The organism is Caballeronia sp. TF1N1, from assembly GCF_022878925.1.
Taxonomy (GTDB): Bacteria; Pseudomonadota; Gammaproteobacteria; order Burkholderiales; family Burkholderiaceae; genus Caballeronia.
The window spans coordinates 505314-529931 of sequence record NZ_CP084627.1 but is presented as its reverse complement, the minus strand read 5'-3'; the positions used below and the strand labels follow the sequence as shown (position 1 = coordinate 529931).

The 24618-nt window shown below is 60.8% G+C and carries 22 protein-coding genes; 10 read left to right on the top strand and 12 right to left on the bottom strand.

Going from position 1 to position 24618, the window contains the following annotated elements; all coding sequences use genetic code 11:
- Nucleotides 1–6: 6 nt before the first annotated feature.
- Entirely contained in the window at nt 7–2229 is a 2223-nt protein-coding gene (locus LDZ28_RS16405; RefSeq protein WP_244829449.1) for a hybrid sensor histidine kinase/response regulator, read from the bottom strand.
- A 72-nt stretch (nt 2230–2301) separates the two neighbouring features.
- Nucleotides 2302–3171: an ammonia-dependent NAD(+) synthetase gene (nadE, locus tag LDZ28_RS16400; RefSeq protein ID WP_244829448.1), complete on the bottom strand. Its 870-nt coding sequence runs from the start codon at nt 3169–3171 to the stop codon at nt 2302–2304.
- A 166-nt stretch (nt 3172–3337) separates the two neighbouring features.
- On the opposite strand from nadE, the gene LDZ28_RS16395 reads away from it, so the two are divergent.
- The gene (locus LDZ28_RS16395) at nt 3338–3994 is read left to right on the top strand and encodes a phosphoribosyltransferase (protein ID WP_244829447.1); all 657 of its coding nucleotides are present in this window, start codon (nt 3338–3340) and stop codon (nt 3992–3994) included.
- Here the strand turns inward: LDZ28_RS16395 and mdeB are convergent.
- On the bottom strand, nt 3986–6703 hold the full coding sequence (gene mdeB, locus LDZ28_RS16390) for an alpha-ketoglutarate dehydrogenase (RefSeq protein WP_244829446.1): 2718 nt from the start codon (nt 6701–6703) through the stop codon (nt 3986–3988). The two genes, LDZ28_RS16395 and mdeB, sit on opposite strands and share 9 nt — an antisense overlap.
- 149 nt (nt 6704–6852) lie before the next feature.
- On the opposite strand from mdeB, the gene LDZ28_RS16385 reads away from it, so the two are divergent.
- On the top strand, nt 6853–7383 hold the full coding sequence (locus LDZ28_RS16385; RefSeq protein ID WP_244829445.1) for an Lrp/AsnC family transcriptional regulator: 531 nt from the start codon (nt 6853–6855) through the stop codon (nt 7381–7383).
- Nucleotides 7384–7385: 2 nt separating this feature from the next.
- Here the strand turns inward: LDZ28_RS16385 and LDZ28_RS16380 are convergent, their stop codons facing one another.
- Nucleotides 7386–8150, bottom strand: a complete 765-nt coding sequence (locus tag LDZ28_RS16380) for a ParA family protein (protein ID WP_244829690.1) — start codon at nt 8148–8150, stop codon at nt 7386–7388.
- 276 nt (nt 8151–8426) lie between these two features.
- On the opposite strand from LDZ28_RS16380, the gene LDZ28_RS16375 reads away from it, so the two are divergent.
- Complete coding sequence (locus LDZ28_RS16375) at nt 8427–9722, top strand: L-fuconate dehydratase (protein ID WP_244829444.1); 1296 nt, start codon at nt 8427–8429, stop codon at nt 9720–9722.
- A gap of 335 nt (nt 9723–10057) precedes the next feature.
- On the opposite strand, the gene LDZ28_RS32665 is transcribed toward LDZ28_RS16375, so the two are convergent.
- Entirely contained in the window at nt 10058–10180 is a 123-nt protein-coding gene (locus tag LDZ28_RS32665) for a hypothetical protein (RefSeq protein WP_255784623.1), read from the bottom strand.
- 330 nt (nt 10181–10510) lie between these two features.
- Between LDZ28_RS32665 and LDZ28_RS16370 the strand changes: the two genes are divergently transcribed.
- The 3 genes from LDZ28_RS16370 to LDZ28_RS16360 all read left to right on the top strand — a co-directional run bounded on the left by LDZ28_RS16370 (nt 10511) and on the right by LDZ28_RS16360 (nt 12988).
- The gene (locus LDZ28_RS16370; RefSeq protein ID WP_244829443.1) at nt 10511–11407 is read left to right on the top strand and encodes a DUF4922 domain-containing protein; all 897 of its coding nucleotides are present in this window, start codon (nt 10511–10513) and stop codon (nt 11405–11407) included.
- 70 nt (nt 11408–11477) lie between these two features.
- Nucleotides 11478–12512, top strand: a complete 1035-nt coding sequence (locus tag LDZ28_RS16365) for a S1C family serine protease (RefSeq protein ID WP_244829442.1) — start codon at nt 11478–11480, stop codon at nt 12510–12512.
- A 308-nt stretch (nt 12513–12820) separates the two neighbouring features.
- Nucleotides 12821–12988, top strand: coding sequence for a hypothetical protein (locus tag LDZ28_RS16360; RefSeq protein ID WP_244829441.1), 168 nt, complete (start codon nt 12821–12823; stop codon nt 12986–12988).
- 6 nt (nt 12989–12994) lie between these two features.
- Here the strand turns inward: LDZ28_RS16360 and LDZ28_RS16355 are convergent, their stop codons facing one another.
- Nucleotides 12995–13381 (bottom strand): hypothetical protein, encoded by a 387-nt coding sequence (locus LDZ28_RS16355; protein ID WP_244829440.1) that lies wholly within the window; start codon nt 13379–13381, stop codon nt 12995–12997.
- Between the two features lie 244 nt (nt 13382–13625).
- Here LDZ28_RS16355 and LDZ28_RS16350 point away from each other — a divergent pair, with 244 nt between their 5' ends.
- Nucleotides 13626–14090: a hypothetical protein gene (locus LDZ28_RS16350; protein ID WP_244829439.1), complete on the top strand. Its 465-nt coding sequence runs from the start codon at nt 13626–13628 to the stop codon at nt 14088–14090.
- 6 nt (nt 14091–14096) lie between these two features.
- Here LDZ28_RS16350 and LDZ28_RS16345 read toward each other — a convergent pair whose 3' ends face one another.
- The 4 genes from LDZ28_RS16345 to LDZ28_RS16330 all read right to left on the bottom strand — a co-directional run bounded on the left by LDZ28_RS16345 (nt 14097) and on the right by LDZ28_RS16330 (nt 18692).
- Nucleotides 14097–14273 (bottom strand): hypothetical protein, encoded by a 177-nt coding sequence (locus LDZ28_RS16345; RefSeq protein ID WP_244829438.1) that lies wholly within the window; start codon nt 14271–14273, stop codon nt 14097–14099.
- A 204-nt stretch (nt 14274–14477) separates the two neighbouring features.
- Complete coding sequence (locus LDZ28_RS16340) at nt 14478–16982, bottom strand: fimbria/pilus outer membrane usher protein (protein ID WP_244829437.1); 2505 nt, start codon at nt 16980–16982, stop codon at nt 14478–14480.
- Nucleotides 16983–17291: 309 nt separating this feature from the next.
- Nucleotides 17292–18005, bottom strand: a complete 714-nt coding sequence (locus LDZ28_RS16335) for a molecular chaperone (protein ID WP_244829436.1) — start codon at nt 18003–18005, stop codon at nt 17292–17294.
- A 120-nt stretch (nt 18006–18125) separates the two neighbouring features.
- Nucleotides 18126–18692 carry a fimbrial protein gene (locus LDZ28_RS16330; RefSeq protein WP_244829435.1) on the bottom strand — a complete coding sequence of 189 codons (567 nt, stop codon included), beginning with the start codon at nt 18690–18692 and terminating at the stop codon, nt 18126–18128.
- A 581-nt stretch (nt 18693–19273) separates the two neighbouring features.
- Here LDZ28_RS16330 and LDZ28_RS16325 point away from each other — a divergent pair.
- Nucleotides 19274–20212, top strand: a complete 939-nt coding sequence (locus LDZ28_RS16325) for a DMT family transporter (protein ID WP_244829434.1) — start codon at nt 19274–19276, stop codon at nt 20210–20212.
- 4 nt (nt 20213–20216) lie between these two features.
- On the opposite strand, the gene LDZ28_RS16320 is transcribed toward LDZ28_RS16325, so the two are convergent.
- Nucleotides 20217–20417 (bottom strand): XRE family transcriptional regulator, encoded by a 201-nt coding sequence (locus LDZ28_RS16320; RefSeq protein WP_244829433.1) that lies wholly within the window; start codon nt 20415–20417, stop codon nt 20217–20219.
- A gap of 586 nt (nt 20418–21003) precedes the next feature.
- Between LDZ28_RS16320 and phaP the strand changes: the two genes are divergently transcribed.
- Nucleotides 21004–21573, top strand: a complete 570-nt coding sequence (phaP, locus tag LDZ28_RS16315; RefSeq protein WP_244829432.1) for a TIGR01841 family phasin — start codon at nt 21004–21006, stop codon at nt 21571–21573.
- Between the two features lie 48 nt (nt 21574–21621).
- On the opposite strand, the gene LDZ28_RS16310 is transcribed toward phaP, so the two are convergent.
- Nucleotides 21622–21987, bottom strand: a complete 366-nt coding sequence (locus LDZ28_RS16310; protein ID WP_244829431.1) for a DOPA 4,5-dioxygenase family protein — start codon at nt 21985–21987, stop codon at nt 21622–21624.
- 131 nt (nt 21988–22118) lie between these two features.
- Between LDZ28_RS16310 and LDZ28_RS16305 the strand changes: the two genes are divergently transcribed.
- The gene (locus LDZ28_RS16305; RefSeq protein WP_244829430.1) at nt 22119–24527 is read left to right on the top strand and encodes an ATP-dependent DNA helicase; all 2409 of its coding nucleotides are present in this window, start codon (nt 22119–22121) and stop codon (nt 24525–24527) included.
- Nucleotides 24528–24618: the final 91 nt, after the last annotated feature.

Genomic DNA, 24618 nt, shown 5'->3' with positions numbered 1-24618 from the left:
GCGTCTTCAGTGCGGCACGCCCGGTGCGACCACATCGACGAGATCGTCCATGTCGAAAGGTTTCGCGAGAATCGGCACATTGAGATGCCTCGCACGGTCCAGTTCGTCCGCATAGCCTGTCATGAGAATGAGCTTCTGCGCGGGCAGTCGCTGCGTGATCTGCTCGGCCAGATCGACGCCGTTCATGCGACCGGGCATTTGCACATCGGAGAGAATCAGGTCGAAGCTGTAGCCTTCGCCGAGCAGCGCAAAAGCGGCATCCGCGCTCTCTTCGTGATGAACGACACAGCCCAGCACTTCGAGCACGGCCATCACGCCGGCGGCGACATCGACGTTGTCTTCGACAACGAGTACGGTCAAGCCACGCAGCGGATGCTCTTCGTCGTTGAACGATGGCGCCGGGCGCGGCGCTTCGGCCTTCGGCACGGGCGCCACGCTCACAGGCGGAACGTGAACCGGAACGGGCACCGCCACCGATGCCGACGCGTGATGACGCGGTAGATAAAGCCGCACGGTCGTGCCCGAGCCCGGCACGCTCGTGATACGCGCGGTGCCGCCCGCCTGCTCGCAAGCCGCGAGCACCTGCGTCAAGCCGAGGCCCGTGCCCGCGCCGCGCTCTTTCGTCGTGAAAAGCGGCTCGAAGGCGCGACGCAATACCTCTTCGTTCATTCCTTCGCCGTTATCGGTCACGGAAATGAGCACGTATTCGCCTTCGGGCAAGTCGCTTTCGCCGTTGCGCACGCGCGCGTTCTGGCAACGGATGACGAGACGCCCGCTATGCAACATGGCCTCGCTTGCATTGACGGCGATGTTGACCAGCGCCAGCTCCAGTTCGACCGGATCGGCCCTTACCCGCCACAAGTCCGGCGACAATTCCACCTTCACCGAAACGGACGGCGGCACCGCGCTCTTGACGAGATCGAGCGTGGTCTTGAGCCAGTTGGATGGATCGAGCAGCTCCTGCTTTTGCGGATGCTTGCGCGCCACGCTCATCAGGCGGCGCGCAAGCGATTCCGCGCCCGCCGTCGCACGCTCCACCGCGATGACTTCGCTTTCCACGCCGTTGAAGTGCTTGCGCCGCGCGAGTTCCATGTTCGAGCCGACGACCATCAGCAAGTTATTGAAGTCGTGCGCGACGTTGGCGACGAGATTGCCAAGCGCGCCCATGCGCTGCAATTGCCTGCTCGACGCCTCTATCGACAGCCGCGAAGCGACTTCCGACTGCCATTGCTCCCACGCCACCTGTTCGGCGTTCAGACGGCGAATGGAGAACGCAATCAAGAGCCACACGGCGATGCAAGGCAGCGCCGCGATGGCGGCCACGAGCCCGAGGTGCTGACGCCAGCGCATTTGCAAGGCGGAAGCCGCGTAACCCGTCGCCACGTAGAGCGGAAAGTCGCCGACGCGCCGATAGGCAATGAGCCGCTCGACGTTATCGACCGTCGAACTCATGCGCGCTTGTCCATAGACTTCGTTATTGCGAAAGGCGTTGGTGAAGGGCGTGTTGTTGGCGGGCTGCGCGTCGACGTCGCTCAAGGGATAACGCGCGAGAATGCCGCCATCGCGCCGGTACAAGCCGATGACGAGCGCGCTGTCGCTCGCCGCGAGTTCGCGATAGAAGTCGACGAAATAAGCGCGTTTCAGGGCGATCGACACGACGCCGAGAAAGCGTCCGTCTCGACTGATGCGGCCCATGGTCGTGGTGAAGACATCGGACTTCGCGACCTTGCCGCGCAGCGGCAGCGAGAAGTACGCGACGGGCGCGACTTCGCGGGCGGACAGAAAGTCGTCACGATCTGCAATCGATACGGCGGGCGCGGGATAGAAGCGGCTGCTGACCAGCAGAACGCCATTCGCGCCGAACACGGAGATGGCCGCCACTTGGGCGAGCGTCCCGCTCATGCTGTCGAGCGTGCGATGCAGCGCTTCCTGGCGGCCCTGAATATTGGCGTCGTCGCTGTCGCCCAGTAAATCGACGATGCGCGTTTCCAGTTGCTGGTTGAGATCGACCACCTTAATGGCATGTTCGTTCGCAACGCGCGAGAGGCGCTCGGTAAGTTCTTCGGCGTCCGAAAAGCGGCGCTCGTAGTCGTAGTAGCCATAAATACTGAGGCAGACTAACGGAATGACGACCGAGCCGGCCAGCACGAGCATCAGCACCCGGCGCGTCAGGGCGAAGTTACGCGTGGGTAGCGGCAGATCGAATGTCGCGGTCTCTGTTGAGTTCAAGCGTTTCGCCCTGCGATGAAATCGACGGGTATATCGTAACCGGTGCGCGCCCGCCGTCCAAGCGGACGCGGTTCAGGCGTGGCGAAGCGCGCCCTTGCGCCAGTCGTCCTGAGGTGTTATTGGCAGTACGCGTTTGTGATGCGTCGCGTCGTGAAAGCGATAGATGGTCTTGTAGACTTCGTCGGATACGCGCTTGCCTTCGAGGAAGTCGTCGATGTCTTCGTAAGAGATGCCGTAGCTGTCTTCGTCGGGCTTTTGCGGCGTGAGCGTTTCTAGATCGGCGGTGGGCACCTTCATGGCGATTTCGTCGCTTGCGCCAAGCGATCTGGCAAGCGCGCGCACGCGGCGTTTATCGAGGCCGTAAAGCGGCAGGACATCCGCGCCGCCATCGCCGTATTTGGTGAAGAAGCCCATCACGGACTCCGCCGCGTGATCCGTGCCGATCACCACGCCTACGCGCGCGCTCGCCACCGCGTATTGCGCGATCATCCGCTGGCGCGCCTTGATGTTGCCGAGCACGAAGTCCTCGTGCTTCTCGTCCATGTAGCGCGCGCCCGAGAGGTTGAGCGAAGCGAGCATGGCGTCCGCTGCGGGCTTTACGTTGACCACGAGCGTCTCGTCGGGCCGGATGAACGCAAGTGCGCGCTGGGCGTCGGCTTCGTCGCGCTGTTCACCGTAAGGAAGGCGCATGGCGATGAAACGCGCATCGGCGCCGCGCGCGCGCAAGCGTTCGACCGCGAGTTGCGCAAGACGCCCCGCCGTCGACGAATCCACGCCGCCGCTGATGCCGAGCACATAGGTCTTGAGCTTCTGCGCTTCCAGATAGTCGGCGAGAAACGCGATGCGGAATTCGGTTTCGGCGGCTTCATCGAACGACGGCGAAACCTTGAGTTCCTCGATGATCGATTGCTGACGCGCGGCGTAATCGGAATCGTTGGTCATATTCGCGGCCCGGAAAGTTTGCTGTCCTGCTGTCCCTTTGGAACACGCGCTCATGCGCCCGGCTCCGCTTTGAGTTTTATCACATCGGCACGCGTTTGACGGGCTACGCAAGCGGTTTTAACGACTATGCTTGAACGACAAGTAAGCAGCCCGCGGCACCATTGCCATGGATTCCGTCTTCAAAAGCCGTCGCGACGCAGGCCGTGTACTGGCCGCGTATCTTCGCGACTATGCCGACCGCGACGATGTCACCGTGCTCGCGCTGCCTCGCGGCGGCGTGCCGGTCGCCTTCGAAGTCGCGGATGCCTTGCGCGCCGCACTCGACGTGCTGGTCGTGCGCAAGCTCGGCGTGCCCGTGCAGCCCGAACTCGCGATGGGCGCCATCGCGTCCGGCAATGCCTTCTATCTCGACGAACGCATAGTCGCCGCCGCCGGCGTCACCGAAGACGCGCTTGACGGCGTGATCGCCCAGGAGCGCGCCGAACTCGAGCGGCGCGAGACGCTTTATCGCGGCGAACGGCGGCCGCTCGATATGAATGGACGCGTGGCGATCATCGTGGATGACGGCCTTGCCACCGGCGCGACCATGAAAGCGGCGGCGCTGTCGTTACGTCATGCGGGCGCCGCACGGCCCGCGCGCATCGTGGCGGCGTTGCCCGTCGCGCCACTGAGATCGGAAGCGCGTTTCGAGGAGGCCGTCGACGACTTCGTGTGTGTGCTGCGTCCGCCGCACTTTTTAGGCGTCGGCCAGTTCTACGCCGATTTCGATCAAACCAGCGACGACGAAGTGCGCGCCCTGCTCGCCGCCGCGCGCTCAACGTAACCAGGGCGCATCGCTCACTTCCGCACTGAGTTCGTACTTCGCACGCGCCTGTGCAAGCACGGAGCGGTCGACGGTTCCGTCATCGGCAAGCGCCTTGAGCGCCGCGACCACGATAGCCACACGGTCCACTTCGAAGAACGCGCGCAACGCCTGGCGCGTATCGCTGCGGCCAAAGCCGTCCGTGCCGAGCGTCACGTAACGGCGCGGCACGTAAGCACGGATGAGTTCCGGCACGGCGCGCACGTAATCGGTGGCCGCGATCACGGGTCCATTGGATGCCGCGAGCGCGCGCGTGACGTAGGGCTCGAGCGCGTTGTCCTCGACATCGGAAAGGCGTGCAATGCGTTCGGCCGACGCGCCATCGCGGTGCAACTCGGTATAGCTCGTCACGCTCCACACGGCGGCTTCTATGTTCCAGTCGTCCTTGAGCATGGTGCGCGCGGCGATGGCTTCGTTGAGGATCGCGCCGGAGCCCAGCAACTGGACCTGCGCCGCGCTTTCTTCACCGCCGATGCAATACATGCCGCGCAGGATGCCGTCGCGCGTCGCGTCGTCGAGGGCGTCGTTGGGCGCGGACGGTTGCGCGTAGTTTTCGTTCGTCACGGTGACGTAGTAGAAGACGTCGTTTTGCCGGACCATCATTTCCTGCATGCCTTCATCGACGATCGCGGCGACTTCGTAGGCGAACGCGGGATCGTAAGCGCGGCAGTTCGGAATGGTCGATGCGCTCAGATGGCTCGTACCGTCCTGATGCTGCAAGCCTTCGCCGCCGAGCGTCGTGCGCCCCGCCGTCGCGCCGATGAGAAAGCCGCGCGAACGCTGATCCGCCGCAGCGAAGATGATGTCGCCAATGCGCTGAAAACCGAACATCGAGTAGTAGATATAGAACGGCAGCATCGGCAGATCGTGCACGCTGTAGGACGTTGCCGCCGCGATCCATGACGAGATCGCGCCCGCCTCCGAGATGCCTTCCTCGAGAATCTGCCCGCGCGTGTCTTCGCGGTAATAGAGCATCGAGCCCATGTCTTCTGGCTCGTACAACTGCCCGAGCGGCGAATAGATGCCAACCTGCCTAAAAAGGTTCGCCATGCCGAACGTGCGCGCTTCGTCGGCGACCACCGGAACCACGCGCGGGCCGATCGCGGCGTCTTTCATGAGGCTTCCGAGCATGCGCACGAAGGCCATTGTCGTGGACATTTCCTTGCCCTTGGCATCGACCGCGAACTGCGCCCAGGTGTTCAACGCGGGCGGCGTGAGCGCCTGCGACGCGCGTGCGCGCCGGCGCGGCAAGTAACCGCCGAGCGCTTTACGGCGTTCGTGGAGATAGCGCATTTCCGGCGCATCGTCGGCGGGCTTGTAGAACTTGACGTGCTCGACGTCGGCATCGGACAAAGGCAGCCGAAAGCGGTCGCGGAACGCCTTCAACTCCTCGAGATCGAGCTTCTTCTGCTGATGCGTCGTCATGCGGCCCTGACCGACCGTTCCCATGCCAAAGCCCTTCATCGTCTTGGCGAGGATCACGGTCGGCTGACCTTTGTGCGCGAGCGCTTTGGCGTAGGCCGCGTGGAGTTTGCGGACATCGTGACCGCCGCGCCGCAAGCGGTCGATGTCCTCGTCCGACATATGCGCGACGAGTGACGCGAGTTCCGGGTTCTGCCCGAAGAAGCGTTCGCGGTTGTAACGGCCGTCGTTGGCGGAGAAAGTCTGGAACTGGCCGTCGACGGTATGGGCGAAGGCACGCAGCAAGGCGCCGGTGCGGTCGCGTTCGAAGAGCGCGTCCCAGTCCGATCCCCACAGCACCTTGATGACGTTCCAGCCCGCGCCCGTGAATTGCGCTTCGAGTTCATCGACGATACGGCCGTTACTGCGGACCGGTCCATCGAGCCGCTGCAGATTGCAATTGATGACGAAGACGAGGTTGTCGAGCTGCTCGCGCGCCGCGAGCGACAGCGCGCCGATCGACTCGGGCTCGTCCATTTCGCCATCGCCGAAAAAGCCCCACACCTTGCGGCCTTCCGTTTGCAGCAGATTGCGGTTCTGCAGGTAGCGCATGAAACGCGCTTGGTAGATCGAGTTGATCGGACCGATGCCCATGGAGCCCGTGGGAAATTGCCAGAAGTCGGGCATCAGCCACGGATGCGGATACGAGCACAAGCCCGGCCCCGCGATCTCTTGCCGGTAATGGCGCAAATGGTCTTCGCTGAGAAAGCCTTCGAGATAGGCGCGCGCATAAACGCCCGGCGACGAATGCGGCTGAAAATAAACGAGATCGCCGCCGTTTTGCGCATCCGCCGCGCGGAAGAAATGATTGAAGCCGACTTCGAACAAATCCGCCGCCGACGCATAACTCGCGATATGCCCGCCGAGTTCGCCATAAGCGCGGTTGGCGCGAACCACCATGGCGAGCGCGTTCCAGCGCAGCACGGCGGCAAGGCGCTCCTCGACATCCAGGTTGCCGGGATACTGCGGCTGCTGCGCGAGCGCAATGGTATTGCGATACGGCGTGGCCCGCGCCCGCGCCGACTCCACGCCGACCGACCGCGCATGTTCGGCGAGCCGGTCGAAGAGATACTGCGCCCGCTCCTTTCCCACGTGCTTGACGACGGCATCGAGCGCGTCCAGCCACTCGGCGGTTTCGTCGGGGTCTGTGTCTTCACGGCCCTTGGCAAGAGAAAGAAGCTGGTTGGTTCCGCTCGATAAATCGGTCATGACGCGACTCCGGGTCGTTGCGTGCGCAAAGAGAGGTTTTACACAGCATATCCAGTGCTTCGCAAAATGTGCGTCTCATTTGGCTGGCTTCGCGCTTTCCTGTAGTGTAGATATTCTTCGAAAGTGCTCAATAACGGAATATTTCGACCATGAGTTCGCAGACACGGCAGCGGCTGGATCGTATCGATATCGGCATATTGAATCAGTTGCAGCAAAACGCGCGCATCACGAACGCGGAACTGGCGCGCGCGGTGAATCTTTCGGCCACGCCGTGCTTCAACCGCGTCCGCGCGCTGGAAAAAGCCGGGCTGTTTCGCCAGCACGTCACGTTGTTGAGCCCGGAAGCGCTCGGCCTCAGCATCAACGTGTTCATTCAGGTGAGTCTGGAAAAGCAGATAAAGGACGCGCTCGCGCGCTTCGAGCAGGCGATCAGCGAGCGGCCGGAGGTGATGGAGTGCTATCTGATGACGGGCGACGCCGACTATCTCTTGCGCGTCGTCTTGCCCGACGTGGCCGCGCTGGAACGCTTCATTCTCGAACGCCTGACGAAGATGCCGGGCGTGGCCAACATCCGTTCGAGCTTCGCGCTCAAGCAGGTGCGCTACAAGACGGCGTTGCCGTTGCCCGCATCGGGACTGACGCTGCCTCAATCCGGCGACGACGAAGCCGAGTGGACATGAGCCTACCCGCTTAACTCCGTATGCAACGCCAGATACTCCTGCGCGAGCTTGTGACGCGGTTCGAGATAGATCATGGGCCGCGCGTGCTGGTGGCTCTCGCGAATCTTCACCGAGAGCGACAAGTGCGAATCCAGCACCGGCAAATGTTCGCCGCGCAATTCGTCCACGAGTCGTTGCGGCAGGCTGGCGCGCGGCTGAAACTGATTGATCACGATGCCTTCCACCATCAGTTCCGGATTGTGGTCGTGCTTGATCTCCTGCACGTTTTCGAGCACGGAATACAGCGCGCGGCGCGAGAAGTCGTCGCAATCGAAGGGAATGAGGCAGCGGTCCACGGCGATCAGCGCCGAGCGCGTGAAGAAGTTCAGCGCGGGCGGCGTGTCGATATAAACGGCGTCGTAGTTTTCGAGCCCTTTGAGCGCATCGCGCAACTTGTAGATCTTGTAGCGCGACTCGAGCTTGCTCTGAAGCGCGTCCAGGTTCGGATGCGACGGCACGATGTCGAGATTTTCGAACGGCGTCGAGTGGACGAACGAGTCGAAAGTCGGCTCGCGAAAGCTGTAACTGAGCGCGGATTCGAAGAACGTCGCCAGATTCGGGCTGGCATCCTTGGCGTCGGCGCCAAGCAAGTATTGGCTCGCGTTGCCTTGCGGATCGAGGTCGATCACGAGCGTGCGCAGACCGCGCGATGCGCTGATGGCTGCCAGATTGCAGACGATGGTGGACTTGCCTACGCCACCTTTCTGATTGAAGACGACACGGCGCAGCATCAGGGATTATTCCTCGGGATTGTGAACGGTCGTTTGCTTTCGCCGGGCGGCGGAGTTTGCGGATGAAGCCTAGGCGTTGATCTTAGCGCATCGGGATTTTTGAACTCGCGCACGCGCCGCCCGAGACCGATTCGTCCTTTGCGGTAACGCGGCCTTCCGACGTCGCGCGCGATTTGCCTCTAACATGCTAGCGGACCGGGTGGCTTCGGCATACGCCTAGCTTCCCGCGCGAACGCTCCGTTGGCCGTCACAACAACTTTTGAGGAGACACGCATGACCACGATCAAGAATCTCACGGTACGAGACATTCGCTTTCCCACCTCGCGCTCGCTCGACGGCTCCGACGCGATGAACGCCGCGCCCGACTATTCGGCCGCCTATGTGATCCTCGAAACCGATACGCCGGACTTAGCCGGACATGGCCTCACCTTCACCATTGGACGCGGCACGGAAATCGTCGTCGCGGCGGTGCATGCGCTGGCCCCGCTCGTCGTCGGCAAGCGGCTCGAAGACATCGCCGCGGACATGGGCGGCTTCTGGCGAACCTTCACGGGCGATAGCCAACTTCGCTGGATCGGTCCGGACAAGGGCGCTATTCATCTCGCGACCGCGGCGGTGGTCAATGCCGTCTGGGACTTGTGGGCCAAGTCGGAAAAGAAGCCGGTGTGGAAGCTGCTCGCGGACATGAGCCCGGAAGAACTCGTGCGATGCCTCGACTTCCGCTATGTCACCGACGCGATCACGCCGTCCGAAGCGCTCGCCTTGCTCAAGCGCAATCAGGAAACGCGGGGCGAACGCGAACAGGAAATGCTCGCGCAGGGATTTCCGGCGTACACCACGTCCGCAGGATGGCTCGGTTACGACGACGACAAGATTCGCCGTTTGGCACGCGAAGGCGTTGCCGAAGGTTGGACTCACTTCAAGCAGAAAGTGGGCGGCAGTATTGACGAAGACATTCGACGCGCGCGCATTCTCCGTGAGGAGATTGGTCCGCACCGCAAACTGATGATGGATGCCAATCAGGTCTGGGAAGTCGATGAAGCCATTGCGAACATGCGCCGGCTCGCGGAGTTCGACCCATGGTGGATCGAAGAACCGACCAGCCCCGACGACGTGCTCGGTCACGCCGCCATTCGTCGCCGTGTCGCGCCGATTGGCGTTGCAACCGGCGAACATTGTCAGAACCGCGTGATCTTCAAGCAGTTGTTGCAAGCGCAGGCTATCGACTTCTGCCAGATCGACAGTTGCCGGCTAGGCGGCCTGAACGAAGTGCTCGTGGTGCTGCTGATGGCCGCGAAGGCCGGGGTGCCGGTTTGTCCGCATGCAGGTGGTGTCGGCCTCTGCGAATACGTGCAGCATATTTCGATCTTCGATTACATCTGCGTGTCGGCTTCGCTTTCTAACCGGGTGCTCGAATATGTCGATCATTTGCATGAGCATTTTCTTGATCCTGTCGTAATCAAAAACGGCCGATATATGCCGCCTCAAAAGCCGGGGTACAGCATTGAAATGCACGCGGCTACGCTTGAACGATTTGAATTCGGCAAGGGTGAGGCGTGGCGCGAGTAGTACCGCGCAGGTGGTAACCGTAGACTTAAAGCATTACAGCAAGGGCGCACTCATGCGCAGCCCTTGCTGCGTCACAACTAGAGGCGGTAAGCGTTAAAGCTTATGCCGTGATCGTGATGTTGACCGTCGAGGTCGAGCTGGAGGACGTCGAGCCCTTAGAGTCGCCGCCGGCGATGTTGGAGTACACGAGTGCTGCGCGATCGATCTTTTGCATGATATTTCCTTGATACAGATATGAACAAAACAAATACGAGATGATTAAGCCGACTTGATCCAATGTGCAGTTTGTCCCGCTGTTGCTACAAGCTGCGACTATGGTTTCGCGAGGCCCAGTACTAATTTTGGCCGCTGCTAATGTTGATGGTCACCGAGGTGCTCGACGACGAATCAGCCCCACCCTTGGCGGCGCCGCCAGCGATGTTGGCCTGAACGAGCATGGCGCGATCGATCTTTTGCATTTTTATACCTCTCAAAACACAAGATTAAAAGGAATCATCCATTGGAAAATCACGGGACACTAAAGTGATCCGATATCTTCTGAAATGGATGAATTCTTACTTGCCCCCACATTTAATCTTGAGCTGCAAGCTCAGTTCAAATGTTGGTGAACAAGTTAAAGAAATTTTATAGAGTCAACCGGCAAAAAGACACACCGAATAATCCTAACAATTCGATTTTCTCGATTTATTTGCTTTGAAGATTGTATGATTGCGTTTTCGCATGAAGCGTTTTTATCAAACTGCTAATAGGCAATAACGATAGGCCATTGAAGCGACTTTCGAGTGCCAATGAAAAACCTCCTTCCATTACATGCGCCTTCTTGGCAAACCGTCGTGGCACGCACCGCTCAAGCACTGTCATGCGGCGCGTTGCGTTCCTTCGATACCGTGCAGCACGTCATTGAAGACGGCGGCGTGCGCTTTCTCGTCCGGCAAGTCGCGAATCTCGCCCGGAAGGAAGAACAGTCGAAGCTCGCCGCCAAATCCATCGCCGATGCCGCAAGCCCGTGGCGCGATCCCTTTTCGCCGTGCGAGGAAGCGCTCTTCGTCGGCGATATAGGCGAGCGGCACTTTCTCTTGCTCAATAAATTCAACGTGCTCGCGCATCATCTGCTCGTCGTGACGAGCGCGTTCGAACCTCAGGAAGCGCTGCTTTGCGCCGACGACTTCGCCGCGCTCTTTGCATGCCTTGCGCAGTTCGATGGCCTGAGCTTCTATAACGGCGGCTCGGTCGCGGGATCGAGTCAGCCGCATAAGCATCTGCAAATGGTGCCGCTGCCGCTCGATGGTCACGCGTTGCCAATCGAAGCGCTCATCGAAGCGGCGCGCGGCGAAGGCGTCTTTCGTGCGCCCGGTCTTGGTTTCGCGCATGCCGCCGCGTGGCTCGACCTCGGTGTTCAAACCGGGCCGGCACGCATCCACGAAATCTATCTCGAACTACTCGATGCCATCGGCGTGAAAGCGCTCGATGTCGCCGGCAGCACGCATCAATCGGCGCCTTACAACCTGCTCGTCACGCGGCGCTGGATGCTCGTCGTGCCGCGCGGCGTGTCGCACGTCGAAGGCGTCGCGGTGAACGCGCTCGGCTTCGCGGGCTCGCTATTCGTGCGCGACGACGCACAGCACCTGATCGTCGAATCGCTCGGCCCGATGGCCTTGCTTGCACGAGCCACGTGCGCGCCCTGAGCAGCGCCATCTTGAAAAGCGCGGGCTTGCCCCGCATGTCCGCTTCCAGACGTTCATCTGGAGTCCAGCAATGGGAAGCCGACCTCAATTCATCGACGATCTTGCGCGCGGTGCGCAGGACGCCACACCTTCGCCGAATGCCCTGACGCTCGACGATACCGCTCTACTCGATGCCTATTCGCGCACCGTGATCGGCGCGCTCGAACGCGTGCAGCAGGCGGTGGTTTTCATCTCGGTCGAGCGCGATATCGACCATAACGGCGCGCGGCGCGTGGCCGGCGGCACCGGTTCGGGCTTCATCTTCACGCCGGATGGCTATTTGCTGACCAATAGCCACGTCGTGCATGGCGCGACGCGAATCACGGTCACGCTCGCCGATGGCGGCCGCTTTCACGCCGATCTCGTCGGCGACGATCCGGGCAGCGATCTCGCGGTGCTGCGTATCGGTTCGCCGGAGCCGCTGCCGCATGTCGAACTCGGCGATTCGGGCAGCTTGCGCGTCGGGCAGATCGCCATCGCGGTCGGCAATCCGCTCGGGCTTGCGCAGACCGTCACCACGGGCGTGGTATCCGCGCTCGGGCGTTCGTTGCGCTCCACTTCAGGCCGCATGATCTACGACGTCATTCAGACGGACGCGGCGCTCAATCCCGGCAATTCGGGCGGACCACTCATCAATTCGGCGGGACAGGTGATCGGCGTCAACACGGCGATCATTTCCGGCGCGCAGGCCATTTCCTTTGCCACCGCAATCGATACGGCCAAGTGGGCGATCATGCAGATTTTCGCGCATGGCCGGGTGCGGCGCGCTTATATTGGCGTGGCGGGCACGACGACGCCCATTTCGCGGCGCGTGCAACGCTTCTTCGCGCTGACGGTGACGAGCGGCGTGCATGTGATGGAGATCGTCAAGGGCAGCCCGGCTGCGCTCGGAGGTTTGCAGGTGGGCGACCGGATCGTCGCGGTGGACGATGTCGGCGTCGATAGCGTCGATGGACTTCAGCGCACGCTCGATGCTTCGCGTATCGACAAAGCGGTCAAGGTATCGGTACTGCGCAATACGCAGAAACTCGAACTCGATGTGACGCCCGTCGAGCAACACGGCTAAACGAAGATCTGCGGGCGGCGAACCGGCGCCGCTCGCCATGTTGCAGCTTACGGCAAGGCAAGTCTCTCTTCCCTTCAGCGCGCTTTCTCTGTGCGCAAACCCACCCAGCGTAACTGCTCGGGCCCACCGTTTGCGCTAGACACAACGACCATCGATGACTATGTGCGCCAACAGGCGGTGGTCCAGGCGGCGCTGCGGCTAAATACGTGCAGCGACCAAAGAGCAGGCGCACCCACGGTTAAACCGTCGGACGACCTGCCCCTGTCGGGGGAAGGTCCAGGTTCAAGAAACCGGGAAAGAGGATTGCCATGACCACGAACAATAAGACGTATTGCGCGCCGCGCCGCCAAGCATTTCGATGCACCGGCCAGCAACTCGATGCCATCGTGCGCTTTGCCGAAGAACGCAAGCTCGACAACCTGCCGTTGCAGTTCGTCGTCGCCGAATATTCGCGCTGTCTCGCGAAAGCTGCTTGAGGCGCTTCACTCGCCGTTGGATATCACGCGTTCTTTCAGCACCCAAATGGCGGTCGGCACCGCGTAATAGGCGCTCACATTGCCGGTAACGAGCTTGCCGGTTAGACGGATGCGTGCATTCTCCGTCGGTATGGCGTCGATGACCTGCACCGTCGATACATTCGACTGTTGTGGCGCGGCTCGTCCCGAAGCCTGGCTCAGCACGCATATGGGGCGCGCGAGCGTAAGCACCCATGCTGGCTTGGCGTCGGCTTCGGCTTGTCGTGGCGCCTGGCGTGCGGCCGTGCCTTCGAGCGTCACGACGTCGCCATCGCTATAACAAGACGCCGCGCAAACCGGACCAGCAGCAATCGCGCACAGCAGAAGCATGCATACGCGGGCATTCGCCATCATCAAACCTCGTCAAGGGCGCGTCGCGTGACGCATGAGTACCGCTCTCCAAGCCCACACACTTTATGCGATGACGCTTAGGGTCGCAACCCGGACGGTCCCGAGTATGCCCGCCCGTGAGGCTTTCGATTTGTCATGCGGGAATGCCCATTGCTGACTTCATATGAAGAATGAGTCTCGTGCATGCCGGCAAATCGAATTCGAATCAAATGCGGCATTGCATGTCCAACAATCAGTTGCTTGAGGCTTGCTCAACCGCATGCCTTTGGAGGAAGCGACGATGAATCAAATCATAGTTGGTGTGTTCGCTTGTTATCGTGATGGGCATGAAGCACTGCGCGCCTTGCAACTTGCAGGACTGAGCCGCGACGATACGCACTTATATCGTTCGGGTCACGACGACGTCGAAATCGGTGCCTTCCCGCTTCCTGCCCACAGTGAAGACGACGCGGAATACGTCGCGCACGGTGAACATCAAGGTGTAATCGGCGCGCACAACCGCTTCGTGCCGAACGAGCCTGCGGCGAGAAAGATAGATGATGTGCCGCAAATGCCGGAGATGCGCGAGCGCACGTTACTTGTAATTCGCATCTCGGATGACATCAAACCTGCTTCGGTCAGCGAAGTTCTGCACGAACATGGGGCCGTCGCGGTGAAGGACCCGGCGGGCCATTGGCGCTTTTCGCCCTATCGAAACGCGGCGCGCGTCTGAACCAAATCAATGTATTCGCCGATGGAGTTTCGAGGAATCCGGCGCGACCGCATTGCGCTCCTTGTCTTCGGCCTCCTTGGCCTCTTTATCGGCTTCTTCCCGACCTTGGGCTTCGTGCGCGGCCGCCGCGCGTAACGCCCTGCAGTGCGCGGCATGCCGGAGCGTCGCCAGCAAGCGCACCATTTGCCTTGGTCCGGTCCTCATGCCCACCTCCCAGAGAGTTGAGAATCTACTTTAACTCTAGGCGGTAAATGCTCGCGTGCAAAGGTGCGAATTGAAATTAAGACGGGTTCGGGTTGGCAACTTCAAACAGCTCGGGCTTTCACGCGCGCCGGACTCTCGGAGGCCCGGTCGCAGTTGCAAGCTCCTCCAACTTGCACGTTCATGTCAGAACGCGTTTGCCGCCATCACCGTGCGCGGCAAGCAATGCGCTTCGATCGATGCATACCCCGCGTCCGCCTTGCCGCTCTTGGCAGGCAACGAATAATCGACGCTGCATTGTTCGCCCGCGTGATCGCCCCACTTCACTACGAGCGTGCCCTTCTCGTCGATACCGCGCGCGAAAATGCGGCTGTCCTGCGCGACGACGCCCGCCACGCGGCCTTCGCCATCCACGACTTCCGCGCCGAACGGCAACGCTTCGCCATTCAGACGCGGCGCGCGAATCAGCGCTGCGCGTCCCGTCACCGTCTTGTATTTCAACATGACGATGGAACCGAGATGCGGCGCCGACTTCTCGGATGTCGATGCAAACTCGACATCGGTCGACGTGCCCTTCGGATCGATATCGACGCTGTTCATGTCGTACGGCGTGAGATACGGCACGACCGCGTAGCCATGCGAATCGACCTTCACGCCACTCGCGCTCGACACGCTCGCGCCTTCCGCGCCCTTTGCCTCGACGATTCCGAACGTGTCGCCGACCGTCTGCGAAAACGTCACGCCGCCGGGGTGCGCGACGATCGAACCGCTCACGCCCGCCGACACCTGCGAAGAATTGGCTCCCGCACTCGCGGATGCCGTGACCTGTCCATGCGCGCCGTGATACGCGCCGCTCGCGCCAGCGTTCATGTTCGCCGACGAACTCGCGCTCTGACCGCCTGAGCCGTAGACGTTGTATGAATACTGATTCTCGGCGCCCGCGTTGCCGCTTAGACTCGTCTGCACGCTAGCCGAGCCGTTGCTCGCGCTTAGATTCGTCGTCAGTTGTGGCGAGTGTTGCGAATGACCGAGCGGGATCGTCGTGCTGACCATGATCTGGTTCGAAGGCGTGCCGTCCGCGTCGGTCGAGCGGCCCGCCGTAATGCTGTAAGTGCCGTACTTGAAACTGTTCGAGTAACCCGCCTGATAGAACACGTCGCGCCCCGGCCGATTCCAGTAGCTTTGCGCCGATGTCGTCAGAAACACCGAACCGTGATCCTTCAACGGCTGATTGATGCTCACCTGCAGGCGGCCGCGGTTACGATCGGTGGGCGTGCCGCCGAACATGGCTTCGTCGCGGACGCGGGCGGCATCGCTCAGATTGAGATAGCCCGCGTCCGAGTAGCGATACGCGCCAAAGGTGACGTTGGTGCCGGTCGGATCGATAAACTTGTTGTAACCCACGTGCAGACTGCGCCCTTTCTGCATGGAAGCGCCCGGGACTTGCGTGCGCGCGGAGGTGATGTCGGTCGCGAAAGCGCCGAACTTCGTGTTGAGCGCGGCGCCGAAGTTAGCCGCGACATAGCCTTCCGATGCAATCGCGCCGCCGTACAGCGTGACCTGATTGGTCAGCCCGCGTTGCAACGTGAATTGCGCAAAGCCCGGTTTCGTGTGCAACGACTCATCGCGCAACTGGCCGGCCGTGACGGCGAAGCGCGTCGTGCCCGCGCGCAGCGACTGTGCCACCGATGCGTACGGCACTTCGAAATGTTTCGCGCGGCCATCGGCCTCGGTAACGGTGACGTCCAGATCGCCGCCGTAACCGGTGGCGTACAGATCGCGAATCTCGAACGGTCCCGGCGACACGCTCGTCTCATAGATCACCTGGCCGTTCTGACGCACCGTCACGCGCGCATTCGATTCCGCCGTGCCGCGCACCACAGGCGCATAGCCGCGCAGCGATTCAGGCAACATGCGGTCGTCGGTGGCAATCTGCGCGCCGCGAAACGCAATGCTGTCGAACACCTCGCCGGTGGTCTGCGCGTCGCCGAGCGTCGCTTGCGCCTTGAACTTCGGCACGTCGTGCTGGACATAGGTCGCGATGTCGTCGAACTGGGTCGCCTGGCCTGTGCCGGACGTGATCGACGATTGATGCCGAAAGTGCCATCCGCCGATGTTCACGCCCGCGTTGAGGCCGAGGTATTCCTGCGTAGCGTGCATACCGCCGCTGTCGCTGCGGTACGCATTGGCGTTGTAGCTGAGAAAGCCGGCGTTCACGCCGTTGTCCCACAACTCGGGCGACACATAGCCGCGAGCCGCATTGCGCAGATACTTTTGCGGGATCGACAACGTTAGCGTCTGCTCGGCGAAGTCGAAGCTGACGGAGGCATCGGGCACGAGCGAGGTCAGCTCGACGCATGCATTCGCATCGGCCGATGCAGTGTCGGCGGCATGATCGGCTGCGAGCTTCGTGAAGTCCAGACCATAGACTTCGAGCATCTTGCGCGTGAGGCACGGCGTCGCGTTTTCTCCAACATGCGAGGCGTTGAAGCGCACGTCCTCGCGCGCGACACGGTTGCCGTTGACCACGATGTCGACTGCATACGCGCCCGGCGATACAACGTTACCGCGCGAGAAACGCGCGACGTCGACGCCGCTTGTCGAATCCATTTGCAGGAAGGTCGTATCGAATTCGGCTGCCTTCTTCGGTTCGTTCGCGAGCGCGCTTACCGGATGCATCCAGGCAGCCATGCCAAAGGCGCATAACACGATCGCCGCAACCGGTCGCAGCACGAACGAAGATGCTGTAAAGCCGTTGGAAATCCGCTGCTGACTTGATTGCGACGATTGCATGGAGATAGCCGGGTGCATGAGGCGCGAGACATTTGCCGATCCACCGATGCTACGAATTAACGAGATGAAAGTAGCTAGGACGAATTCTATTTTTGAGACGCGAAACACCATGTAAACAAAAGAAAAGCGCGCATCGAACAAGATGCGCGCTGTTAATTTCGAGACGTTGCGATAGGTCGCTGGAGGTCTGCCCGAATGGGCTTCCGATCAAGGCGCGAGTTCGGCATCGCCTTCGATGGCGCCGCCGTAATCGCTGATGGCGATGTAATGGACCTTGCCGCCATGCACGTCGCTCATCTTCGGCACGGGGATGACTGCATCGCCACGCGGCGGAACCATGCCGCCGGTTTCGTTCTTGAAGGTGCGTCCGTTCGACGTCACGCCAATCTCGCTGAACGAAACGTGATACGCGCTCGGATTCGTAATGGAGAGCGCGTCGCCACCGCCTTGCCGCGCGGGCACGACTTTCCACTTGAGCATGCGCGGTGAATCCTCGGGCTTGCCGGACAGCTTCGCCGGGCGCACGAACATCTTGATGCGCGTGCGATACGCCAGTTGCAGCGTGTTGACATCGGCTTTCACCTCCGCCTTGGGCGGCACGTCGAGCACGTTGAGCCAGAACACCGACTCGCGATCCTGAGGCAACGCTTCGCCGCCATACATGACGCGCAATGTCTGCGACTTGCCCGCATCCATCCGAAAGATGGGTGGCGTGATCACGAAGGGCGTCTTGCTGTCGGCGGGCTTGGTGTCGGCGTTGCCGCTATCCATCCAAACCTGCACGAGCGCCGGGTGCGAGCTGTCGTTGTTCAGCTTCACGGTGACTTCACGCTGATCCAGCGGATACACCACGCGCGTCGCGCCGATTGTCACACTGGCGTGCGCGGAGCCCGCGACCATCGCGGCAAGGAGACCTGCCATGGCGAGCGATCGTTTCATCGATTTCATTGCGGCCATCACTCGACGGTTGATGTCATTCACTGCAACCGGACGCTTGCCGAATCAAAACGTGGCGCGCGCCCGGACCCTGCATCGATGGCTTTACTGATACTGAATGGAGTACTGGACCATCGTGTTGACCGCGCCCGGCTGAGCCTGACCCGTCGCATAGTACTGCGCGAAGTAGTTGAGGTTGCCCGCGCCGGCCGAGATCGATGCGCCGTTGACCGCGACATCGTTATTGGCGTTGGTGAGGATGTTGATCGGCTGCATTTGCGAGTTCAAGAGACGCACTTGCACGTTGGTCGCCGGCTGCGTCAGCGCCTGATTGATCAGATTGCCGCTGCTTTGGTCAACGGTGGAACCGTTCTCGAAGTGCGCCACTGCCTTGGTGGCCGAGCCCGTGCAGCCGGTCAATTGCAACTGGATGTCGCCGAGCTTGGAAACGCCCGCCGTGGCGCCAGCCGACGCAAGCGCGCTTGCGGAAACGGTCGGCAACGTAGCCGTCACGTTTGCCGGCGAACCGGCAGCCGTGCCATTGATCGAGCAGGTCGTATCCGACACCGCGCCGTTGATGGTGATCGTGCCGTCGGCGGCGTTGGCGTTCATCGACGCAAGGGCGACCATCATCGAGAAGAGTGCGGCGCTGAGGGAAATAGCTTTCTGCATGAAGAAACTCCGGGAAACGAATAATGAATGTTTGACGCTTGACGCGGCCATCGACAAGTTGCTGCTTGCGTCGTTCAAGGTGCGTGGCGTTGAGAGAATAATAAGCAGGCAGAGCTAGGATTGATCTAATCTAATTCTCAAAAACGCCATCCATTTTTTTCGGAACTAACTCAATAAAGCTTCACCCTCAGAATAAGAGACGCGGCGACCGGACAATTCGAGATTGCCGAAATTCAGCGGTTCGCTTTCTTGAACTTTGCTGAATGGGTTTATAGACGGACCAGATTCGATTTCGAGACATATCGGCGAGACTTTTGAGAAACGACGGCGACGCGCACCGAGCGCCTTCGCGTCCCGAAAAAGTGCGCGCGTGCTTTGTTCGAACCGTCTAGTTCATTTGTCGACGCGCCGTGACCTGAGCACAACACGACGGAAAAGAAGATTACTGTCGGCTTGCCACGAGCGGTCGACGTCCGCAAAATGGAAGCAACGGCTTAAAACGCCGTCATCCATAAGAGACTGCCCGACGGAGCGCAGCCTTTTTCGAGGCGCGCCCGCGATCAGGCGAACAACGGACACCCATGGCAACCATTGAGGGCAAAGCGCGTTTCCGCATTGATACCGATAACACGGTAGCCGGCATCGCGATCATGGTCTTGACGACCGCTACCTTCGCCGCGAGCGATTCCACCGTCAAGGTCATCGGCACGGCGGTTCCCATACTGGCGCTTCTTTGGGTGCGCTATCTATTCCAGATGATCGTGCTCGGCGTGTGGCAAGCGCGGCTCGGCACGCTCAAGCTCTTTCGCACCGACAGCCTGAAGCTGCAGATCGTTCGCGCTTTACTGCTGCTCACCAACTCGGCGTGTACTTTCGCTGGCTTGCGGCATCTGCCGCTTCCCGTGACGACATCCCTTGCGATGCTCGCGCCGCTCATCTCCACCCTGCTCGCCGCACTCGTGCTCAAGGACCATGTCCCGCGCAGCAAATGGGCAATGGTCGTGCTCGGGTTCATCGGCATGTTGCTGGTGGTGCGGCCGGGTGGCAGCCAATTCACGTGGACCGTTGTCTTTCCGATCGGTGCGGCCACGACGTTTGCGTGCTTTCAGGTGGTATCGAGCCATCTGTCGCGCGTCGATGACGCCGTCACCACCAACTTTCTGACGGCGCTCGTCGCAACCATCGTGCTGTGCACGTTGATGTGGATGGATCAGTCGCAAATGCTGCCGGAACTGGCGCTCGTGGAATGGAAAAGCTGGCTGCTCGTGGCGCTCATGGCAACAATGGCGACCATCGGCCAGCTTTTGATGTTGCAGGCGCTCAGGCGCGCGGCACTGTCGGTGCTGACGCCCTTCTCCTATTCCCAACTTGCTTTCGCGGCCTTTTTCAGCTGGGTGTTATTCGGTCAGGTGCCTGACCGATGGATGGCTATCGGCATGTGCGTGATCGCCGCGAGCGGTATTGGAACCGTGCTCATGCATGGGCGCAAACCGGCAGTGTTGCCGGATTCGACGCCCTAAACGCTTAGCCCGCGACTTGCGCTTGATGTGTTTGCTGCGCCTGGCCTGTGCAAAGCCAGTGCACGTCGATGTCCAGTTGCCTGGCAATACGGTTGAACGCATGCAGCGGCGGCACCGTGATGCCGCGCCGCCAGAAATGCACGTCGTGCTCGGTTACGTCGAGCCAGTCCGCGGCCTTGGCGGAACTGACGTTGGCTTTCTGCATTGCCCGATCGAGCCGCGCGGCAATGGCGCGGCGCAGAGCGTTATCTTCGTGACTACGTTCAAGGTGTCCGATGGTTTGGGAATGTCGCCCCATTTTCTGTCCGTTCTCTCGATTTATAACTACTGCCGTTCAGCGCCGGCTCTTTAGCGCAAGTTCGCATGCTAGATAATCACGGTGACGCGACGGTGACAGGAAAAAGTCCTTTCGATGTTCACGCGCGGACGCCGTTTGTTGCAGTGCGAGATTTTTTCAAGATAGCGTCAGAGCGTCAAGTAGGGGAAACAACGTTATGCGCGGGTTGTTACTCGTGGTTTACCTTGAGCAGGCAAACGGGAGATATCTTAAGCACGCCCGTTCGTTCTTGTTTCTCCGCGATTAGGTGGTCCGTTCGTATTATCCGCCTAGTTCAAAATCAGCGAGATAATCAGACGCGATTGAAACTTGACTTTCTTCGGATACGAATTCAAATCGCCATCGGTTAATAAAAAAGGCAATTGACACGCCTCGCGCTATCCCTACAATAGAGCGTTCGCTGCACCGCACAAATCGATCGTCTTTCAAAACGCAACGTCCAATGGAGTCCAGCATGAGCAGTCTTGCGCCTGAAAATCTCATCGCGTCACAGAAAGCAGGATTCGACGCCAGCTTCGGTCTCGCTACACGAGCCGTGGAAGGTTTCGAGAAACTCATCGACCTGAACACGCGCACGTTCAAGACGGCGCTGGATGAACATCAGAACTTCGTTGCTCGTGTGTTTTCCGTACGCGATCCGAAAGAGTTCTTTGCTTTGCAAAGCCAACAATCTCAGGCCGGCGCTCAACGCGTCGCGGCTTACTGGCAGAGCTTCCACGAAATCGCGGCAGGCGTGCGCGGCGTTTATGTGGAAGCGGCGCAGGACCAGTTGGAGAAGTCGCAGCGCAACGCGCAGGCGCTTGTCAGCACGCTTGCGAGCAGCGCGCCAGCCGGCAGCGAAGCGGTGGTGAATGCGTGGAAGTCGGCTATCGACGCCGCAACGGAATCTGCAAATTCGGCTTATGAAGCGGCGAGAAAGTCCGCGCGTCAGGTGGTGGAAGCGGCAGAAACCGATGCGAGCGTCGCGACGCAGGGCGCAGTGCGGGTTGTGTCGTCGAAGGGAACGAGCGTCAAAAAGGCTTGAGCGTTTTCAAGCAACGAGAAAGGGCGGACCACTCCGCCCTTTTTTCATTTATTTCCAGCCATCCAGCCGCAATTCATGCGATCGGCCAATCCACACCGCGGAATCGCGATGATCGCGCAATTCGTCCTCGGTATTCGGATGCATGAAAACATCGAGCGCGCCGTGATTCAAGGTGAGCCATTCGAAAATCGGCACGAGATCTTCGCGACCAAAGCCGAGTTGAAACGACCACATCGGGTGCGGTCCAACCGGACGTTCATGAAAGCGTCCCAAGATAAGCTTGCCGGTTTCAAGTTCCGCCGCAAAGTGCGTCGAGATGACCTCCCAAATTGCCCAGGCCGCGTCGCGGCTCGCGGCATCGAAATAAATATGCGCGTGCCAGCCTTTGATTGCGGATGTGTTGATTGCATGCATTGTTTCGGTCGCGCGCGGCAATATTGAGATGTCCGTCATTCTAGCGAAACGCCAATCGCCACGACATTTCATGCCTTAAAGGCAGCAACGCATTTGTTGCGGCGAATGACGGAAATGCTAGACTACTGTACATGCATACAGCCTCTGACTCGGCCGCCAATCTGGCGTGCGGCGATCCTGCTTACACCGTCGCTGTGCGCGCGCTTTGCGAATTCACGTCGAAACAGGGCGATCTCGATTTGCGCTTCACGCCAGCGCCAAGCGCGCAGGAAGGCATTGCCGGACATGTGACGGTCGCAAGCCGGCGGCCAGCTGGTTATCTCAAGGAAATTTCCCTCGCCGAAGACTTCGGTCCGTTGCGCGTGCGCGGCCGCGCGGATGGTTTCGATCCGGTGCGCAATCGGCTGGAAGAAGTCAAAACGTATCGAGGCAAGCTGGAATCGATGCCGCAGAATCATCGGCATCTGCATTGGGCACAGGCGCGCGTGTATGCGCATCTCATGTGCAAGAAGCTCGGTCTCGATGAGATCGAAGTCGCGCTCGTTTATTTCGATATCGTCGAACAGACTGAAAGCGTGCTTGTGGAGACGCAAACCGCGCTGGCGTTAAAGGCGCATTACGAGGATCAATGCACGCGGTTCATCGCGTGGGCCGAACAGGAGATGCGGCACCGTGCGGCGCGCGAGGCGGCGCTTACCGCGCTGGTGTTTCCGCACACGGAGTTTCGGCCTGGGCAGCGGGCCCTTGCCGAGGCGGTCTATCGCGCGGCCGCATCGAGCCGATGTTTGCTTGCACAGGCGCCGACGGGTATCGGCAAGACGGTCGGCACGTTGTTTCCGCTGCTCAAGGCTTGGCCGAAGCAGCAGTTGGACAAGATCTACTTTCTCACGGCGAAAAGCGCGGGGCGGCAGCTTGCGCTCGATGCGCTCGGAACGATCGTCGGGGCGGCGGAAAAAACAGCGGCGCCAGCGGACGCGGCAACGGCAAAAGCCAAAGCGACCGCCACGCCCTTTCCCTTACGTGTAATCGAACTCGTCGCCCGCGACAAAGCCTGCGAATATCCCGACCGCGCGTGTCACGGCGATTCGTGCCCGCTCGCGCGCGGCTTCTACGACCGCCTTCCCGCCGCGCGCGCCGATGCCCTCGCGCGTGCACACCTGGACCGCGCGTCGACAGCCGAAGTCGCGCGACACCACGAAGTCTGTCCGTACTATCTGAGCCAGGAGCTCTCGCGCTGGGCCGATGTCATCGTCGGCGACTACAACTATTACTTCGACACCAGCGCAATGCTTTTCGCCCTAGCTGAAACGAACCGCTGGCGCGTGTCGGTACTCGTCGATGAAGCGCACAACCTGATCGATCGGGCGCGCGGCATGTATTCCGCATCGCTCGATCGCGCCTCGTTCGATGCAATGCGCCGCGCCGCGCCGCCGCTTCTGAAAAAAACGCTTGCGCGCGTCGCCCGAACCTTCAGCGACACGAGCCGCGAACAGGAAACCGCGGGCATCGACTACGCGCCGCTCGCCGAACCGCCCGCCCAGTTGCTGACCGCGCTCGGCCAGGCGGTTTCGCTGATGACGGAAATGCTCGGCGAGCAAGCCGACCTCTTCTCGCCCGACACCATGCGCTTTTATTTCGATGCCGTGCACTTCACGCGCATCGCGGAGCGCTTCGGTTCGCATTCGATCGTCGATATCTCGCTTTCTGGCCACGCGTCGGCGAAGAAGCGCAATGTCGTGCTGTGCCTGCGCAACGTGATTCCCGCGCCGCATCTCGCCGGGCGTTTCGCGAGCGCCCACAGCGTCGCGTTGTTTTCCGCGACGCTCACGCCCACGCACTTCTACGCCGACACGCTCGGCTTGCCGGAAACGAGCGCGTTCATCGACGTGGAGTCGCCGTTCTCAGCGGATCAACTCGATGTACGCGCCATCGCCGATGTCTCGACGCGCTATCGCGACCGCCGGCAATCCGTTGCGCGCATCGCCGACATGATCGCGGCGCAGTACGGTCTCGCGGAAGGCAACTATCTGAGCTTTTTCAGCAGCTTCGAATATCTGGCGCAAGTCGCGGCGGAATTCGCGGTACGTCATCCCGGAATTCCGAGTTGGCAGCAGTCACGCGCGATGAGCGAAGCCGCGCAGCACGACTTTCTCGCGCGCTTCGTTCCGGATGGACGCGGCGTCGGTTTCGCGGTGCTGGGCGGCGCGTTTGGCGAGGCGGTGGATCTGCCGGGCACGCGGCTCATTGGCGCCTTCGTCGCGACGCTCGGTCTGCCGCAACTCAATCCTGTCAATGAGCAGATGAAAGTGCGGATGCAGGACGCTTTCGGCGCCGGCTATGACTACGCTTATCTTTTTCCGGGCTTGCAGAAGGTCGTGCAGGCGGCCGGACGCGTGATTCGCGGGCCGCAAGACCGTGGCGTGCTCTACCTGATCGACGACCGCTTTGCGCGCTCGGAAGTGCGGCGTCTGTTGCCGGCGTGGTGGCGGGTCAATGTCATGCGCGAGCGGGACCTGTCGGCGCTTTCGTCGTCGGCATGATGCGGCGTTAAGGCGGACGTTCATTCATGTCGCTCCGTGCTCCGGTTTTGTTCGCGCAGCACGCAGGCCGGCATGACGCGCTCCTATCCGC

What these genes read in the sequence shown, in the direction of transcription:
- LDZ28_RS16305 (WP_244829430.1), top strand. Translation starts at nt 22,119, where the DNA reads ATGCATACAGCCTCTGACTCGGCCGCCAATCTGGCGTGCGGCGATCCT.
- phaP (WP_244829432.1), top strand. Translation starts at nt 21,004, where the DNA reads ATGAGCAGTCTTGCGCCTGAAAATCTCATCGCGTCACAGAAAGCAGGA.
- LDZ28_RS16360 (WP_244829441.1), top strand. Translation starts at nt 12,821, where the DNA reads ATGACCACGAACAATAAGACGTATTGCGCGCCGCGCCGCCAAGCATTT.
- LDZ28_RS16335 (WP_244829436.1), bottom strand. Translation starts at nt 18,005, where the DNA reads ATGGCAGGTCTCCTTGCCGCGATGGTCGCGGGCTCCGCGCACGCCAGT.
- LDZ28_RS16320 (WP_244829433.1), bottom strand. Translation starts at nt 20,417, where the DNA reads ATGCAGAAAGCCAACGTCAGTTCCGCCAAGGCCGCGGACTGGCTCGAC.
- LDZ28_RS16385 (WP_244829445.1), top strand. Translation starts at nt 6,853, where the DNA reads ATGAGTTCGCAGACACGGCAGCGGCTGGATCGTATCGATATCGGCATA.
- LDZ28_RS16375 (WP_244829444.1), top strand. Translation starts at nt 8,427, where the DNA reads ATGACCACGATCAAGAATCTCACGGTACGAGACATTCGCTTTCCCACC.
- LDZ28_RS16395 (WP_244829447.1), top strand. Translation starts at nt 3,338, where the DNA reads ATGGATTCCGTCTTCAAAAGCCGTCGCGACGCAGGCCGTGTACTGGCC.
- LDZ28_RS16345 (WP_244829438.1), bottom strand. Translation starts at nt 14,273, where the DNA reads ATGGTGCGCTTGCTGGCGACGCTCCGGCATGCCGCGCACTGCAGGGCG.
- LDZ28_RS16355 (WP_244829440.1), bottom strand. Translation starts at nt 13,381, where the DNA reads ATGATGGCGAATGCCCGCGTATGCATGCTTCTGCTGTGCGCGATTGCT.
- LDZ28_RS16330 (WP_244829435.1), bottom strand. Translation starts at nt 18,692, where the DNA reads ATGCAGAAAGCTATTTCCCTCAGCGCCGCACTCTTCTCGATGATGGTC.
- LDZ28_RS16325 (WP_244829434.1), top strand. Translation starts at nt 19,274, where the DNA reads ATGGCAACCATTGAGGGCAAAGCGCGTTTCCGCATTGATACCGATAAC.
- LDZ28_RS16340 (WP_244829437.1), bottom strand. Translation starts at nt 16,982, where the DNA reads ATGGCTGCCTGGATGCATCCGGTAAGCGCGCTCGCGAACGAACCGAAG.
- LDZ28_RS16370 (WP_244829443.1), top strand. Translation starts at nt 10,511, where the DNA reads ATGAAAAACCTCCTTCCATTACATGCGCCTTCTTGGCAAACCGTCGTG.
- LDZ28_RS16310 (WP_244829431.1), bottom strand. Translation starts at nt 21,987, where the DNA reads ATGCATGCAATCAACACATCCGCAATCAAAGGCTGGCACGCGCATATT.
- nadE (WP_244829448.1), bottom strand. Translation starts at nt 3,171, where the DNA reads ATGACCAACGATTCCGATTACGCCGCGCGTCAGCAATCGATCATCGAG.
- LDZ28_RS16365 (WP_244829442.1), top strand. Translation starts at nt 11,478, where the DNA reads ATGGGAAGCCGACCTCAATTCATCGACGATCTTGCGCGCGGTGCGCAG.
- mdeB (WP_244829446.1), bottom strand. Translation starts at nt 6,703, where the DNA reads ATGACCGATTTATCGAGCGGAACCAACCAGCTTCTTTCTCTTGCCAAG.
- LDZ28_RS32665 (WP_255784623.1), bottom strand. Translation starts at nt 10,180, where the DNA reads ATGCAAAAGATCGATCGCGCCATGCTCGTTCAGGCCAACATCGCTGGC.